The organism is Helicobacter pylori NQ4053 (assembly GCF_000274605.1).
Lineage (GTDB): Bacteria > Campylobacterota > Campylobacteria > Campylobacterales > Helicobacteraceae > Helicobacter > Helicobacter pylori_CV.
The window spans coordinates 16,344-32,512 of sequence record NZ_AKNV01000006.1; the positions used below are offsets into that span (position 1 = coordinate 16,344).

13 protein-coding genes and 4 tRNA genes are annotated in these 16,169 nt (G+C 39.4%); 5 read left to right on the top strand and 12 right to left on the bottom strand.

Annotated elements, in window-relative coordinates; translation table 11 throughout:
* Positions 1 to 454 precede the first annotated feature (454 nt).
* The 12 genes from AYS37_RS05215 to AYS37_RS05265 all read right to left on the bottom strand — a co-directional run bounded on the left by AYS37_RS05215 (position 455) and on the right by AYS37_RS05265 (position 8,881).
* A tRNA-Arg gene (locus tag AYS37_RS05215) sits at positions 455 to 531 on the bottom strand.
* 22 nt (positions 532 to 553) lie between these two features.
* Positions 554 to 630: transfer RNA gene (locus AYS37_RS05220), tRNA-Arg, on the bottom strand.
* A gap of 59 nt (positions 631 to 689) precedes the next feature.
* A tRNA-His gene (locus tag AYS37_RS05225) sits at positions 690 to 766 on the bottom strand.
* A gap of 68 nt (positions 767 to 834) precedes the next feature.
* Positions 835 to 912: transfer RNA gene (locus AYS37_RS05230), tRNA-Pro, on the bottom strand.
* Positions 913 to 1,094: 182 nt separating this feature from the next.
* Positions 1,095 to 1,841, bottom strand: coding sequence for an HpaA2 protein (hpaA2, locus tag AYS37_RS05235; protein WP_000715722.1), 747 nt, complete (start codon positions 1,839 to 1,841; stop codon positions 1,095 to 1,097).
* 19 nt (positions 1,842 to 1,860) lie between these two features.
* Positions 1,861 to 1,968, bottom strand: a complete 108-nt coding sequence (locus tag AYS37_RS08985) for a neuraminyllactose-binding hemagglutinin-like domain protein (protein ID WP_080023696.1) — start codon at positions 1,966 to 1,968, stop codon at positions 1,861 to 1,863.
* Entirely contained in the window at positions 1,925 to 3,451 is a 1,527-nt protein-coding gene (gene guaA / locus AYS37_RS05240; protein WP_000604665.1) for a glutamine-hydrolyzing GMP synthase, read from the bottom strand. The genes AYS37_RS08985 and guaA overlap by 44 nt, the downstream gene beginning before the upstream one ends.
* A gap of 10 nt (positions 3,452 to 3,461) precedes the next feature.
* Positions 3,462 to 3,950, bottom strand: coding sequence for a hypothetical protein (locus tag AYS37_RS05245; RefSeq protein ID WP_001020235.1), 489 nt, complete (start codon positions 3,948 to 3,950; stop codon positions 3,462 to 3,464).
* 165 nt (positions 3,951 to 4,115) lie between these two features.
* On the bottom strand, positions 4,116 to 6,506 hold the full coding sequence (locus tag AYS37_RS05250; protein WP_000028253.1) for a molybdopterin guanine dinucleotide-containing S/N-oxide reductase: 2,391 nt from the start codon (positions 6,504 to 6,506) through the stop codon (positions 4,116 to 4,118).
* Between the two features lie 103 nt (positions 6,507 to 6,609).
* On the bottom strand, positions 6,610 to 7,200 hold the full coding sequence (locus tag AYS37_RS05255; protein WP_000352031.1) for a DUF3972 domain-containing protein: 591 nt from the start codon (positions 7,198 to 7,200) through the stop codon (positions 6,610 to 6,612).
* Between the two features lie 25 nt (positions 7,201 to 7,225).
* Positions 7,226 to 8,548, bottom strand: coding sequence for an aminotransferase class V-fold PLP-dependent enzyme (locus AYS37_RS05260; RefSeq protein WP_001147590.1), 1,323 nt, complete (start codon positions 8,546 to 8,548; stop codon positions 7,226 to 7,228).
* Positions 8,549 to 8,566: 18 nt separating this feature from the next.
* Positions 8,567 to 8,881, bottom strand: a complete 315-nt coding sequence (locus AYS37_RS05265) for a histidine triad nucleotide-binding protein (protein WP_001100349.1) — start codon at positions 8,879 to 8,881, stop codon at positions 8,567 to 8,569.
* 81 nt (positions 8,882 to 8,962) lie between these two features.
* Between AYS37_RS05265 and pheS the strand changes: the two genes are divergently transcribed.
* The 5 genes from pheS (at position 8,963) to AYS37_RS05290 (ending at position 16,157) form a co-directional block, all read left to right on the top strand.
* Positions 8,963 to 9,949: a phenylalanine--tRNA ligase subunit alpha gene (gene pheS / locus AYS37_RS05270; RefSeq protein ID WP_000557060.1), complete on the top strand. Its 987-nt coding sequence runs from the start codon at positions 8,963 to 8,965 to the stop codon at positions 9,947 to 9,949.
* Complete coding sequence (gene pheT, locus AYS37_RS05275; protein WP_000778279.1) at positions 9,949 to 12,243, top strand: phenylalanine--tRNA ligase subunit beta; 2,295 nt, start codon at positions 9,949 to 9,951, stop codon at positions 12,241 to 12,243. The genes pheS and pheT overlap by 1 nt, the downstream gene beginning before the upstream one ends.
* Before the next feature lie 19 nt (positions 12,244 to 12,262).
* Positions 12,263 to 13,552 (top strand): 3-phosphoshikimate 1-carboxyvinyltransferase, encoded by a 1,290-nt coding sequence (aroA, locus tag AYS37_RS05280; protein WP_000570873.1) that lies wholly within the window; start codon positions 12,263 to 12,265, stop codon positions 13,550 to 13,552.
* Positions 13,542 to 14,366: a 4-hydroxy-3-methylbut-2-enyl diphosphate reductase gene (locus tag AYS37_RS05285; protein ID WP_000403563.1), complete on the top strand. Its 825-nt coding sequence runs from the start codon at positions 13,542 to 13,544 to the stop codon at positions 14,364 to 14,366. Before aroA ends, AYS37_RS05285 begins: the two co-directional genes overlap by 11 nt.
* Before the next feature lie 120 nt (positions 14,367 to 14,486).
* Entirely contained in the window at positions 14,487 to 16,157 is a 1,671-nt protein-coding gene (locus AYS37_RS05290; RefSeq protein ID WP_000033996.1) for a 30S ribosomal protein S1, read from the top strand.
* The last annotated feature ends 12 nt before the right edge of the window (positions 16,158 to 16,169 follow it).

Here is a 16,169-nt window from a genome sequence, read left to right on the forward strand (position 1 = left end):
GTGAGCCTCTTTTCAGATCGCTATATTGCTTGATGCGATGCTTTGAGTATTTTTACATTTTATGATTGAAATTCAATTAAAAACGGAGCCTTAATTTTTAACAAGTCTTGCTTTATTTAATATTTTTATAGTAGGATTTTGCATAGGTCGTAGTCAAAAAGCTTTCCCTGTTCGGTGCGATAAAGTCACGGATAATGTGCATGTCTTTTATTCTTATTACATGTTTCACTTTTTAGGTTTTTATAACCGCTTTTATTGAATGTTTCCATGTAAGATCTGTGTTTTAGAGATTTCCAACCCTACCACTTGTCATTGGGCTATTTTAATGATCAATCTTTAGAAGAAAAAACCATAAAGATGTAGTATCCTATGCCTATAAGAAAAACAAGAATCAAGAAAATGAGTAATCCCCACTCTAAGAAATCCATAACTCCTCTTTAAAGAATGTCAAAAGTGGTGCGCTTGGCAGGACTCGAACCTGCGACCTACGGCTTAGAAGGCTGTTGCTCTATCCAGCTGAGCTACAAGCGCATTGAATGGTATTAATGTTAGGTGGTACGCCCGAAGGGAGTCGAACCCCTAACCCCCAGATCCGAAGTCTGGTGCTCTATCCAATTGAGCTACGAACGCCTACAATTCAAATAAAGGAATAACTAACATAAACTCGGTAAAACGCTTATTTTATGAGATGGGGTGGAAGATGGGAATCGAACCCACGACCCTCAGGACCACAATCTGATGCTCTAACCGACTGAGCTACTCCCACCATTCAATGAAAGGAAGCGATATTCTACCAAAGAATTTTAAACAGAACAACAAATTACGCAAAAAAAGTGGTCGGGGCGAAAGGATTCGAACCTTCGACCCCTTGGTCCCAAACCAAGTGCGCTAACCAGACTGCGCTACGCCCCGAAATTTTCACATGAAGCGTTATTATAACTGAATTTTCTAATTTTTGAGCGTAATTTTTCAAAAATACCGCTAAAATCAAAATTAACGCTCAAAAAACACCTAATCCAACTCCCCCCACCCTTTTAAAAGCTGCTTTTTTAAAAACAGCTCTAAATGATTCTAAGCTTTTCGTTTCTTAAAAACTACTTTCGCTTTTTCATTTCACTAGAAACTTTTTCATAACGTTCCATGTGTTTTTTGCTTAACTCTTTGGTGATATGCACCATCACTTTGTGATAGGCTTGATTCATGATCTTTTTAATAGCTCTGTCATAATCGGTTTCCTTAATCCTATGCACAAAAGTTTTGGGGACAAAACCTCCAGAATTCGTGCGCCGCAATTCCACTCTTTCAATCACAGCCTTAATCTTTGAAACATCAACACCAAAACTATGGATAATATCTTCACTTTTTGGCTCAACGAAATTCAAATTCAAATACCCTGAAGACATGTCAATAACCTTTTCTTCATTCGTTGCATCGTTTTCTTCCACAATATCTTCTAAAATCGCCATATTCCCATCCATGCGTAAAACGAGCAACGCTTTTTCTTTGATGTCTTGAGGGATTTCGCTAACATCTTTAAATTGCGAAACGCTATAACCCTTCCTTTCTAAAACATTACTCAATTGGAGGACTAAAGATTTTTCAAACTCTTTTTGATAGCTTTCAGGGATAACCTTATTGATCTCTATTTTAGGCTCGATTAAGACAACTAAATGGCTGTTTTTAGGCTCTTGCTTGCCTTTAATGGGGTAATGGAAATGCAACTCCACTGACTCACCATTATTGTGCTGTTGCTTCATAGGCATTCCATCAGCTAGAGCCGTATAAAACGCCCCACTTGCTAACAACGATCCTAAAACGATTGCTAAACTACCTTTTTTCATTAACTTCCTTTCTTTCTTTTTATTTAAAATCAATTCCTAATCTTACCCAAAAAATCCTACTTTTAGCGCTATTTTTAAGATAATCATTCCCATTCAATCGTTCCTGGCGGCTTAGAGGTAATATCATACACCACCCTATTAATACCATTCACTTCATTAGTGATGCGGTTAGAAACCTTTTCTAAAAAAGAATGCTCTAAAAACGAAAAGCTCGCCGTCATGCCATCGCTCGCGTTTACCGCTCTCAAACAAATAGCGTTTTCATAAGTGCGATTATCCCCCATAACCCCCACAGAATTGACATTCAACAGCACGCAAAAAGCTTGCCAAACCTTGTCATACAAATTGGCTTTTTTAAGCTCCTCTATAAAGATAAAATCCGCTTCTTGCAAGCGTTTGATCTTACTCTCACTGATTTCGCCTAAAATCCTTACAGCAAGTCCAGGCCCTGGAAAGGGGTGGCGCATTAAAAAATCCTGGCTAACGCCTAATTCTTTACCTAACGATCGCACCTCATCTTTAAACAATTCCCTTAAAGGCTCTATGAGTTTAAAATCCATCCATTCAGGCAGTCCGCCCACATTATGATGGGTTTTGATCACTTTTGAAGGCCCTTTAACGCTCACGGATTCAATCACATCAGGGTATAAAGTGCCTTGGGCTAAAAATTCAATTTTGCCTTTTAAATGGTGCTTCTTGGCTTCTTTTTCAAACACTTCAATAAAGGTTTCGCCGATGATTTTTCGCTTCAATTCAGGCTCGCTCACGCCCCTTAATTTAGACAAAAAGATTTCTTTAGCGTCTATCGTGTTTAAAGGGATTTGCAAGTCTTTAAACATCGCTTGGACTTTTTCTTTTTCATTTTTACGCAACAAGCCATGATCCACAAAAACAGCGATCAAATTATCCTTAATGGCTCTGTGTAATAGCGTAGCGACCACCGTAGAATCCACGCCCCCACTCACCGCGCACAGCACCTTAGCGTTAGCAATTTTTTCTTTCAATCGCGCGATTTCTCTTTGAGCGAAATGCTGCATCCCCCAAGTTTTTTCACAGCCGCAAACTAAAAGGGCAAAATTTTCTAAAATCTTACCCCCTTCTTCGCTTTGAATGACTTCTGGGTGGAATTGCAAGCCAAAAATCTTGCCGTTTTCAATCGCGCAATAGGGCGAATTAGGGCTTTTTGCAAGGGTAGTGAAGCCTTTAGGCAATTCTATGACTTTATCCATATGGCTCATCCACACAAGGCTTTTAATCTTCACGCCTTCAAAAATCACAGAATTTTGAGTGATTTCTAAAACAGCCTTACCAAATTCTTGCTCATTCGCACCAACCACTACCCCCCCAAAAAAATCCACCAAATATTGCATGCCGTAGCAAATCCCTAAAATCGGCACATTCAAATCAAAGATTTTCCCGTTAGGCTTGTAAGCGTCTTTAGCATACACGCTCGCTGGCCCCCCACTCAAAATCAAACCTTTAGGGGCTTTTTTTTGAATGTTTTCTACGCTTTCAAAAAAAGGGACTATTTCTGCATAAATCCCACTCTCTCTCAATCTTCTAGCAATCAGCTGTGTGTATTGGCTCCCAAAATCTAATACTAAAATCATCGCTCATTCTTTATTTTTGTGGGATCTGTGTTTTATTGTATTGATTTTTGTAATTCACCCTATAGCTTTCAGCCAACTCAGGCGCTTTTTGCACAAACCAGCGTTCTAATTTTTCTAGTTCGTATCTGTAATTTCCACCTTTTGAGCAATATTGAGAATCAATCAGCGAAAACACATAGAGCGTCTTATTTTCTTTAGATTGGAATAAAAACTCCTTATGGAATAGCGCTTTTTTAGGCATGCCACTCATCAGAGTCTCAGGCAATAAAAAAGCGTCAAAATCACAAAGCACTTTTTTACTCAATTTGTTGCTTTTGGTAACCACAAAAATGATCTCTTTTTTCATGTCTTGTTTAAAAGCTAATGAAAGCACATTCAAAAAGGGCGGAGTCAAACTTTTATCCACCCTAACCTTAAAAGCTTTAGAATCCCCTAATAAGACCCCCATAAATAAAACCAACCCCACGCAACATTTCAAACTCGTTTGAAAAATATTCATCTTTTATCCTTTAAGTGTCAATATTGAAAACAGAAATTAAACGCATTGATTGGGTATTATAATATAAAAATTGAGAATTACGCTTTAGCTTGGCTAATAGTCAAGTCTTTAGTTATTAAGTCTTTATTGGGTAAAAACACTCTCATGCTAGTATTTTCACTCCGTTTAAGCCCCAATGATGCTTGGTGTTGAAATAGAATGATAGGGTTTGACTAATTCATACCTTCTAAGTCTTCTGATATTGACTAAGGCGGTATTGGCTGAAATGGCTTGTGTCATGCTGCTTGTAGGGCGCGAAGAAGTGAGCGTATTCACATGCCCTCCATTGCATCGTGGGTTTCTAACCCTCTCATCTTCTGGGTCATACCACGCCCCTTTTTGGATACTCAAAACCCCTTGACGGATATTCTTAGTTACAAACGCCCCTGCTAACAACCTCCCCCTAGCGTTAAACACTTCTACAATTTCACCATGCCTAATGCCTAATTTATTAGCGTCTAGTTCGTTGATCATTACAGGTTCTCTGCCTTGAATTTTATACACATTCCTAACCCAAGTGTTATCAAGCTGTGAATTGACACGGTATTTTGGGTGCGGAGAGATTAAATGGAACGGATAAATCTCAGCCATTTTAGAGCCTAGCCACTCAGCTGGCTCAAACCAAGTAGGATGCCCTTTAAAATCGGCCAGTTTAAAATCCGCGCATTTTTGAGAAAAAATTTGAATTTTCCCGCTCTCTGTATCCAGTTTATTGTTAATAGGATCTTGCCTGAATTTCGCATGACGCACAAACTTTCTCGCGTTTTCAGGGATTTCAAACTCCACAAAGCCATCCCTCCAAAACTGATCAAACGATTTCAAAGTAGGGCCATCGCTTTTTTCATAAAGACCCTTAATCCATTCCATGTAACTCTTAGATTCAGTGAATCGCTGCTCTGTTTCATTACCCCCAACGCGTAAAGCGAGCTGCCTGAAAATCTCATAATCGTCTTTAGATTCATAAACAGGCTCTACCACCTTACGCATGGCATAAACCACGTTCTTAGAATAACTCCCCCCAAAAGTAATATCATCTCTTTCCATAGTGCTAGTGGAAGCAAAAATAATATCAGCAAATTTCGCTGTAGGCGTCCACCAAGGCTCATGCACGATCACGCAATCTAAGGTCCTTAAAGCGCGAATCAGCTCGTTTGTATCAGCTTCATGCCCTAATAAATTCGCCCCACAATTATAGATCATTTTGATTTTAGGCAATTTGAGTTTTTTACCCATAAAATCAATTTCTTTATCCGGATTTAAAATCGCTTCAGAAATTCTAGATGCTGGAATAACGCTTTTTACAGAATTATGCCCTTGTGAAATCATGGGGACAACTCTTGCCCCAGAGCTTGCTTGAGCGTTGCCTCCATAATGCATAGAAAAGCCAAAGCCCCCACCCGATAAGCCCACTTGACCAATCATACTGGCTAAAACAATTAACGCCCAATCCGGTTGCTCGCCATGCTGAGCTCTTTGCATGGCCCAATTACCCGCTAAAAAAGTGCGCTTAGAGACAAACAAATCCGCTAATTCTTTGATTTTTTCTGCGCTCACTCCAGTGATTTGAGACGCCCATTCTAAAGTCTTAGGCGCATTATCGCTCTCTCCTAGCAAATAGGGTAAAAATTTATCAAAACCATCAGTGTATTTAGCGATAAACGCTTTATCATATTGATTGCTTGTATAAAGATAATGCATCATGCCTAGCATTAACGCTACATCAGTGTTAGGGCGAATGGGTATCCATTCAGCACTGAAGGCTTGAGCGGTTTCGGTATAAATGGGATCGATACTAATGAATTTAATACCAGCTCTTTTATACTTAGGGTAGTAGCTGTCATTGACATGGTTTGGCACAAAATAATCAATGCGGTTGCACTTGAATAAATCCGCCCCCCACATGACATACACCTTACAATTTTTAATCATCTCTTCATGCGTGGTTTGTTGCGAATAAACTTCCATATCCCCTACAATCATAGGGTTTATTCTTGCAGCCGCACCATTGCCATATTCCCCATCAGTGCCAATAGCCCCCCCTAAAGTCGTATTAAAAAAACGCCATGTTAAATGATGGCAACGATGCAAGCTGCCCGCATGCCCCCAACCACCATAACTGGCATTATAAATGTTTTCTTTAGGGATTTCTTTAAGCTTTTTAGCCGCTAAATCCAACGCCACATCCCAACTCACGCGCACAAACTCTTCTCTCCCGCGCAATTCTTTGTGGTTTTTTTTGTTTTCTAAGAAACTCTTGCGCACGCAAGGATACTTCACCCTACTATCTGAATACACCCTATCTGCCATCGCTTTTAACATCATAGTAGGGTTATAATCGCTCTTTTGAGGGACAATATCTTTAATCACTCCATTTTGAACCTTTGCGATAAAGGGGCCAAAATGCGTTGCATGCGGAATGGATTCTATTTTTTCAAAAACACCAACAGCTTTTAAAACATTAACGCTAGCGAGCGCGATTGGGATTTTTTTTAGGATACTCCTGCGTGAAATGGACATGGTTCTCCTTCAAGCTTGCATTCTGTTAAAACACCCCAAATTCTAACATGTATTCACCTAAAATTATCGCTAATAAGCTCTCAGCATGGGCGTTAATTTAAAACTACTTTTTATTCACGCTGCTCATGTCAGCGACTTTCCCCCACATCAAGCGGTATTTCCTCTTCATAAATTCAATTTCTTCTCTCGCTTGATTGAGTTCATCTCGCAAAAGATCGATGGTTTTTTTATCTTCTTCATAGACTTCTTGCATAGAGATTAAAGCGTCTTTTAAAAACATGTTTTCATTTTTAAAGGCTGAAATCGTTTCATCTTTAGCGCTAATGACTTTATCATGCAAATTTAAAATCGTGTTAATGGTCTTTTCCACAAACACAGGCTCTAAAGAACGCCCGTTCATATCCATAGAAATCAAATTATTTTCTACCTTTTTGATTAAAGCGTTTGTCCCGCTGCTCGCATCAATTAAGAGCTTGTTGTGGCTTATTTTGCTCTTGATTTTACCAAGATTCACTAATTCCAAAATCCTTTCTTTAGGAATCCCTGAAAGGCGGCTAAACTCTTCTAATTCAAGCCATGCTAAAGCGCTCAAATCTTCTAAAACCACCGGCTCTTTAGACTCTTTTTCTTTATCCTCTACTTCTTGCTCATTTTGTTGTGTCGCTTGCGCTTTGTTCAAATCTAAAATATCCAAATTTTTCCTTAAAAATAGTTTTAGCTTAACGCAATTTTTTAACCGCTTTTTTCAAGCTGTCTAGCAAATAATCAATATCGTTTATGGAATGCGTGAAGTGTAAGCTCACTCTAAGCCATCCGGGTTTAGCGTTAAAATCGCTTGACTTTTGAGCGTTAAGATTCAATAAATCATGCCCATAAGGCCCCGCGCAAGAGCAACCTGCCCGGGTCTCAATAGCGTATTCATAGCTTAAAACTCTCGCTAAATCATAGGGCGAAATCCCTCCAATATTAAAAGCCACTACCCCCACACGACTCGCCGTTAAATTCCCATAAATATTAATAGCGGGCAAGTCTTTTAAGCCATGCACAAGCACTCTTAAAAGGTTGTTTTCTTTCTTATGGATAAAATCCAAACCGCATTCATCTCTCAATTGATACGCTAGAGCGCTCCTGTAAAATTGCAACAATCCTGGCGTGCCAAACTCTTCCCTCAAGGGCAATTCATCAATAAATTCATGCCGTGTGCAATTAGCGTATTTAATCACGCCCCCTGCGCTAAAACTCGGGGCGATCTGCGTGTCAATCAAATCTTTAGAAATGCCTAAAAGACCGCACCCTCCAATGCCCCCTAAAAGCTTATGAGGCGCATAAAAACCGGTTTGGTATTCGCAATCCTTAGGGTTAGCATGCGCGCTAAAATTCGCTAAATCCAAAGCCAAAGCGGCCTTATATTCCTTACACAATAATGAAACTTCTTTTAAGGGCGTAAGCAGTCCCGTTACATTAGAAGCCGCGCTCATAGAAACCAAGCTGTTAGGGGATTTTTTTAAAGTTTGCTCTAAAATTTCTAAATCCAATAAGCCATGTTCGTTTAAAGGGATACGCACCACTTCACACAAGCCTTCACGCCAGCTAATTTCATTAGAATGATGTTCATAAGGCCCTACAATCACACGCTTTAAAGCCATATCTTTCAAATACGGCTCTAAATTTTTCTTCGTTTTTGAAGGGATACACACCCCTAAAATTTCTTGAAATTTCTTAATCGCTGAACTCGCCCCATACCCCGCGCTCAACACGCAATGATTAGCGCTCAAATTTAAAGAACGCTTCAACTTTTCTTGGCATTCTTTTAAAAGCATGCCCATTAAAATCGCATGTTTAGAAGCGATGGAATGAGCGTTCGCGTAATAAGGCAGTAAGGATTTCACGCGCTTTTCCACTAAAGCGCTCGCCAAACCTGAAGCCCCCCAGTCAAAATAAGACACCCCTTTTTTTAAAATAATACTGGATTTAACCTGTTCTAAAGGGCTCTCGTTAGGGTTGAGTAAGGGGGCAAAACTCCTGTTTAAAAACGCTTGCACGAACTACCACCAACGCTTTTAATGTTTGTCTCCGCTTAAAATATGAAAATGCAAATGCATCACCTCTTGCCCGGCGTTTTTACCCACATTGGTTAAAAGCTTGTAGCCCTTCTCTTTGATGCCTAATTTTTCCACCACTTCAAAAATAAAACTTGTCATTTGTGCCATAAGCTCTGGGGTGATGCCGTTAAAATCCTGAATGCTTTGTTTGGGTATCACTAACGCATGCACTTTAGCTTTAGGGTTAATGTCATAAAAGGATAAAAAACGCTCGTTTTCTAAAATCTTAGAACAAGGGATTTCGCCTTGGATTATTTTCTCAAACACATTCATGCTCTTTTTGCTCCCTTTTAAGGTTTTTCTTTTATTAAAGTTGTATTATAGCTTTTTAAAAATAAAATATAAGGATCGTTATTGCACACCTTAATAGAACGCTTAGAAAAGGTTACTAATAGCAAAGAGTTAGAAGAAGCGCGTTTGAATGCTTTGGGTAAAAAAGGGGTTTTTGCGGATAAATTCAACCAGCTCAAAAATCTAAACGGCGAAGAAAAAAACGCCTTTGCTAAAGAAATCCACCACTATAAACAAGCGTTTGAAAAAGCCTTTGAATGGAAAAAAAAGGCTATTTTGGAGCTTGAATTAGAAGAACGCTTGAAAAAAGAAAAAATTGATGTGAGCTTGTTTAACGCTATTAAAACAAGCTCTTCTCACCCTTTGAATTATACTAAAAATAAAATCATTGAATTTTTCACCCCATTAGGATACAAGCTTGAAATCGGCTCTTTAGTGGAAGATGATTTCCATAATTTCAGTGCTTTAAACTTGCCCCCTTACCATCCTGCAAGAGACATGCAAGACACTTTCTATTTTAAAGATCACAAGCTTTTAAGGACCCACACTTCGCCCGTTCAAATCCACACCATGCAAGAACAAACCCCACCCATTAAAATGATCTGTCTAGGCGAAACCTTTAGGCGCGATTATGATTTGACCCACACGCCCATGTTCCACCAAATTGAAGGGCTTGTCGTGGATCAAAAAGGGAATATCCGTTTCACGCACTTAAAGGGCGTGATCGAAGACTTTTTGCATTATTTCTTTGGCGGCGTGAAATTAAAGTGGCGCTCTAGCTTTTTCCCTTTCACAGAGCCAAGCGCTGAAGTGGATATTAGCTGCGTGTTTTGCAAGCAAGAAGGCTGTAGGGTTTGCTCGCACACAGGTTGGCTAGAAGTGTTGGGTTGCGGCATGGTCAATAATGCGGTGTTTGAAGCCATAGGGTATGAGAATGTGAGCGGGTTTGCTTTTGGCATGGGGATTGAAAGATTAGCCATGCTGACTTGTCAAATCAATGATTTACGCAGTTTTTTTGAAACTGATTTGAGAGTGTTGGAGAGTTTTTAATGAAACTGAGCGTCAATGATTTGAATGTTTTTGTCAATACGCCTAAAGATATAGCCAAACTCTGTGAGGATTTGAGCCGCTTAGGTTTAGAAGTGGAAAGCTGTATCCCTTGTATCGCTCCTAAAAATGTGGTTGTGGGTAAAATTTTAGAAAAAGCCCCCCATAAAAACGCTGAAAAACTCAGCGTGTGTCAAGTGGATATTGGCAAGGAAGTGTTACAAATCGTGTGTGGGGCTAAAAATGTCGCGCCAAACCAATTTGCGCCAGTCGCTTTAAATGGGGCACTAATCGGCTCAACCACCATCGCTAAAACCGAGCTTAGGGGGGTTGAAAGCCATGGTATGATTTGCTCTAGCATTGAATTAGGTTTTCCTAAAATCAATGATGGCATCTTGGAATTAGATGAGAGCGTTGGGGAGTTGGTTTTAGGGAAAGAATTAAACGAATACGCCCCTTTCAACACGCATGTTTTAGAAATTTCATTGACCCCCAATCGTGGGGATTGCTTGAGCGTTTTAGGTATTGCCAGAGAGATTAGCGCCTTTTATCACACGCCCTTAAAACCTATCAAGGCTTTAAATTTTACGCCAAAAAGCGATTTGATCACGCTTAGTGCGGGTGAAAATATTGAATCGCATCTGGCTTATTATTTGGTTTGCAATTATTCTTTAAAAACCCCTTTAAATATCAAACTTTCGCTCGCTCATAATAATGCCTTAAGCAGGAACGATCTAAACAATTTCTTAGAATTTAGCACGCATTTTAGTGGGGTAATAATGAACGCTTATAGCCTGAATAAAACCCCTATGGATTTGAGCGTGAAAAACGATGAAAACAACCTTGAAAGCGTTTATATCAACCATCAAAAACGCTCCACTATCGCTATCAAGCATCAAGATCAAAAAGATTTGAGCGAGTGTTTGCTTTTAGAGGCGAGCTATACTGATCCGATAAGCCTGTCTTTAAAATTACACGCCCTAAAAGATAAAACGCTTCAAAAAGACAACGCCCTTATTTATAGGAGCGCTAGGGGGAGCAACCCTAATTTATCAGACGGCTTGAATTTTTTAAGCACTCATTTGAAAGCCACGATTTTAGAAAGCAAACAAACTGAGCATTCTTTAAAAGATCGCGCCCTTACATTCCAACTTGAAGACATTACCGAAATTTTGGGGCTTGCTGTAGAAAAAGAAAAAATTCAAAGCATTTTAAAAAATTTAGGCTTTAAAGTCAGCGTAAAAGAGCCAAACTCAAAACCCCAAATTTTAGAGGTTATCGTTCCCAATTTCAGGCATGACATTAAAACGATCCAAGATATTGCTGAAGAAATCTTGCGCTTTGTAGGGATTGATAATTTGATCTCAAAGCCCCTTAATTGTGTCAGTAGCAAAAATTCAAACCCCCATTATGACACGCACCGCTTTTTTGAAAACCTTAAACACAAGGCTCTCGCTTGCGGTTTTAAAGAAGTCATTCATTACGTGTTTTACTCTAAAGAAAAACAGCAAAAACTAGGCTTTGAAGTTTTAGAAGATTCTCTAGAATTGCAAAACCCTATCACAACGGAGTTAAACACCCTAAGAACGAGTCTTGTTTGCGGGCTTTTAGACGCCAGTTTAAGGAATAAAAATTTAGGGTTTAAAAGCATCGCCCTTTATGAAAAGGGGAGCGTGTATAACGCTAAAAGAGAAGAAGTCCAAAAACTAGGCTTTTTAGTAAGCGGCTTACAAAAAAAAGAAAGCTACCCTGACGCTAAAGGCAAGGCGTGGGATTTTTACTCTTTCGCTGAATGCGTTTCAAAAGCTATAGGGGATTTTAGCTTGGAAAAACTAACCACTCAAACCCCCATTAACCACCCCTACCAGAGCGCTAAAATCATTCAAAATCATGAAATCATAGGCGTGATCGCTAAAATCCACCCCAAAGTGATCCAGGAATTGGATTTGTTTGAAAGCTATTACGCTGAGATAGACGCTTCTAAACTCAAACGCCCTGCCATGCTATTAAAACCCTTTAGCATTTACCCTAGCAGTGTGAGGGATTTGACTCTCATCATTGATGAAAATACCGCTTTTAGCAAGATTAAAAAAGCTCTAAAAGACGCTCAAATCCCTAATTTAAGCGAGATTCTACCCCTTGATATTTTTAAAGAAAGTCATAATTCCATAGCCTTAAGCGTGCGTTGCGTGATCCATTCTTTAGAAAAAACCCTGAACGATGAAGAGGTCAATTCAGCCGTGCAAAAAGCGCTTGAAATTTTAGAAAAAGAATTTAACGCCCGCCTTAAGGGATAAAGATAATAAAGGATAATATGTGATAGAGCTTGACATTAACGCCAGCGATAAATCGCTCTCGCACAGAGCCGTTATTTTTAGCCTGCTCGCTCAAAAGCCTTGTTTCGTGCGGAATTTTTTAATGGGAGAAGATTGTTTAAGCTCTTTAGAAATCGCTCAAAATTTAGGGGCTAAAGTGGAAAATACCGCCAAAAATTCTTTTAAAATCACGCCACCAACGGCTATAAAAGAGCCTAACAAGATTTTAAATTGCAACAATTCTGGCACCAGTATGCGTTTATACAGCGGGCTTTTAAGCGCTCAAAAAGGCCTTTTTGTTTTAAGTGGGGACAATTCCCTAAACGCACGCCCCATGAAAAGAATCATTGACCCTTTGAAGGCTTTTGGGGCAAAGATTTTAGGGAGAAAGGATAACCATTTCGCCCCCTTAGCGATTGTAGGGAGTCCCTTAAAAGCTTGCGATTATGAAAGCCCTATCGCTTCAGCTCAAGTCAAAAGCACTTTTATTTTAAGCGCCTTGCAAGCTCAAGGCATAAGCGCCTATAAAGAAAGCGAGCTTAGCCGTAACCACACAGAAATCATGCTTAAAAGTTTGGGGGCTAACATTCACAATCAAGACGGCGTTTTAAAAATTTCACCCCTAGAAAAACCCCTAGAAGCCTTTGACTTTACCATAGCCAATGATCCGTCTAGCGCGTTTTTTTTCGCTCTCGCTTGCGCGATTACGCCAAAAAGCCGCCTTCTTTTAAAAAATGTCTTGCTCAACCCCACTCGCATAGAAGCTTTTGAAGTTTTGAAAAAAATGGGCGCTCATATAGAATATGTTATCCAATCCAAAGATTTAGAAGTTATTGGCGATATTTACATAGAACATGCCCCTTTAAAAGCGATCAATATTGATCAAAATATCGCTAGTCTTATTGATGAAATCCCCGCTTTAAGCATCGCTATGCTTTTTGCAAAAGGCAAAAGCATGGTTAAAAACGCTAAAGATTTACGAGCCAAAGAAAGCGATAGGATTAAAGCGGTTGTTTCTAATTTCAAAGCTTTAGGGATTGAATGCGAAGAATTTGAAGACGGGTTTTATATAGAGGGATTAGGAGATATAAGCCCATTAAAGCAGCGCTTTTCTAGGATTAAACCCCCTATTATCAAGAGTTTCAATGATCACAGGATTGCGATGAGTTTCGCTGTTTTAACTTTAGCGTTGCCTTTAGAAATTGATAATTTAGAATGCGCGAACATTTCTTTCCCAACCTTTCAGCTTTGGCTCAATCTATTCAAAAAAAGGAGTCTCAATGGAAATTAAAATGGCTAAGGATTATGGTTTTTGTTTTGGCGTCAAAAGAGCGATACAAATCGCTGAAAAAAATCAAAACAGCTTGATTTTTGGCTCGCTCATTCATAACGCTAAAGAAATCAATCGTTTGGAAAAAAACTTCAATGTGAAAATTGAAGAAGATCCTAAAAAAATCCCTAAAAATAAGAGCGTGATCATAAGAACCCATGGCATTCCTAAGCAGGATTTAGAATACTTGAAAAATAAGGGGGTTAAAATCACTGATGCGACTTGCCCGTATGTGATCAAACCTCAACAAATTGTGGAATCCATGAGTAAAGAAGGGTATCAAATCGTGCTTTTTGGGGATATTAACCACCCTGAAGTCAAGGGCGTGATAAGCTATGCCACTAACCAAGCTCTAGTCATCAATTCGTTAGAAGAATTGCAAGAAAAAAAGCTCCAACGAAAAGTGGCTTTAGTCTCCCAAACCACCAAACAAACCCCAAAACTCTTGCAAATCGCTTCTTATTTGGTGGAGCGATGCACTGAAGTGCGTATTTTCAACACGATTTGTAACGCTACTTCCTACAACCAAAAAGCCGCTTTGGATTTGAGTAAGGAAGTGGATATTATGATAGTCGTGGGCGGTAAAACTTCTTCAAACACCAAACAGCTCCTAAGCATCGCCAAACAGCATTGCAAAGACAGCTACTTGGTAGAAGATGAAAACGAATTAGAGTTAGCGTGGTTTAAGGATAAAAGATTATGCGGGATTACCGCTGGGGCTTCCACACCGGATTGGATTATAGAAAATGTCAAGCAAAAAATCAGCACGATTTAACACATTTTGAAAATTTTCTTTAAAAAAACCGCTAATTGTTAGTTTTTAAACGATTTTGTAAGCCAAAAAAGGATACAATGCCCTTAAGGATTTTATATTTATTTTATAGTAAGGCAGTCAATGAGCAAGATAGCAGATGATCAGAACTTTAATGACGAGGAGGAAAACTTCGCAAAACTCTTTAAAAAAGAATTAGAAAAAGAAGAAACCTTAGAAAAAGGCACTATCAAAGAAGGGCTAATCGTTTCCATCAATGAGAATGATGGTTATGCCATGGTGAGCGTGGGCGGTAAGACAGAAGGCCGTTTGGCTTTGAGTGAGATCACCGATGAAAAGGGGCGGTTGCTGTATCAAAAAAATGACCCCATTATCGTGCATGTGTCCGAAAAAGGCGAACACCCTAGCGTTTCCTACAAAAAGGCCATTTCCCAACAAAAAATTCAGGCTAAAATTGAAGAATTGGGCGAAAACTATGAAAACGCCATTATTGAAGGCAAGATTGTAGGCAAAAATAAAGGGGGTTATATCGTGGAGTCTCAAGGCGTGGAGTATTTTCTCTCCCGCTCGCACTCTTCTTTAAAGAATGATGCAAACCATATCGGCAAACGCATTAAAGCGTGTATCATTCGTGTGGATAAGGAAAACCACTCTATCAATATTTCTCGCAAACGATTCTTTGAAGTCAATGACAAACGGCAGCTTGAAATTTCTAAAGAATTGTTAGAAGCTACAGAGCCGGTATTGGGGGTTGTGCGCCAGATCACCCCTTTTGGCATTTTTGTAGAAGCTAAGGGGATTGAGGGCTTGGTCCATTATTCTGAAATCAGCCATAAAGGACCAGTCAATCCTGAAAAATACTACAAAGAGGGCGATGAAGTCTATGTCAAAGCCATCGCTTATGATGCAGAAAAAAGACGCCTTTCACTCTCCATAAAAGCGACTATAGAAGACCCATGGGAAGAGATCCAAGACAAGCTAAAACCCGGATACGCCATTAAGGTGGTGGTGAGTAATATTGAACATTATGGGGTGTTTGTGGATATTGGTAATGATATTGAAGGCTTTTTGCATGTTTCTGAAATCTCTTGGGATAAAAATGTCAGCCACCCTAGCCATTATTTGAGCGTGGGGCAAGAAATTGATGTGAATATCATTGACATTGATCCTAAAAACCGCCGCTTAAGGGTTTCTTTAAAACAACTCACTAACAGGCCTTTTGATGTTTTTGAATCCAAACACCAAGTGGGGGATATTGTAGAGGGCAAAGTGGCGACTTTAACGGACTTTGGGGCGTTTTTGAATCTGGGTGGGGTGGATGGCTTGCTACACAATCACGACGCTTTTTGGGATAAAGATAAAAAATGCAAAGACCACTATAAAATTGGCGATGCGATCAAGGTGAAAATCCTTAAAATCAACAAAAAAGATAAAAAGATTTCTTTGAGCGCGAAGCACTTGGTTACTTCCCCTACAGAAGAATTCGCTCAAAAGCATAAAACAGACAGCGTGATTCAAGGCAAAGTGGTGAGTATTAAGGATTTTGGCGTTTTCATTAATGCTGATGGCATTGATGTGCTGATCAAAAATGAAGATTTGAACCCCTTGAAAAAAGATGAAATCAAAATAGGCCAAGAAATCACATGCGTGGTGGTTGCGATTGAAAAATCTAACAACAAGGTGCGTGCTTCTGTGCATAGGTTAGAACGCAAAAAAGAAAAAGAAGAATTGCAAGCTTTTAACACGAGCGATGATAAAATGACTTTAGGGGATATTCTTAAAGAAAAACTCTAAAGAGCGATTTTA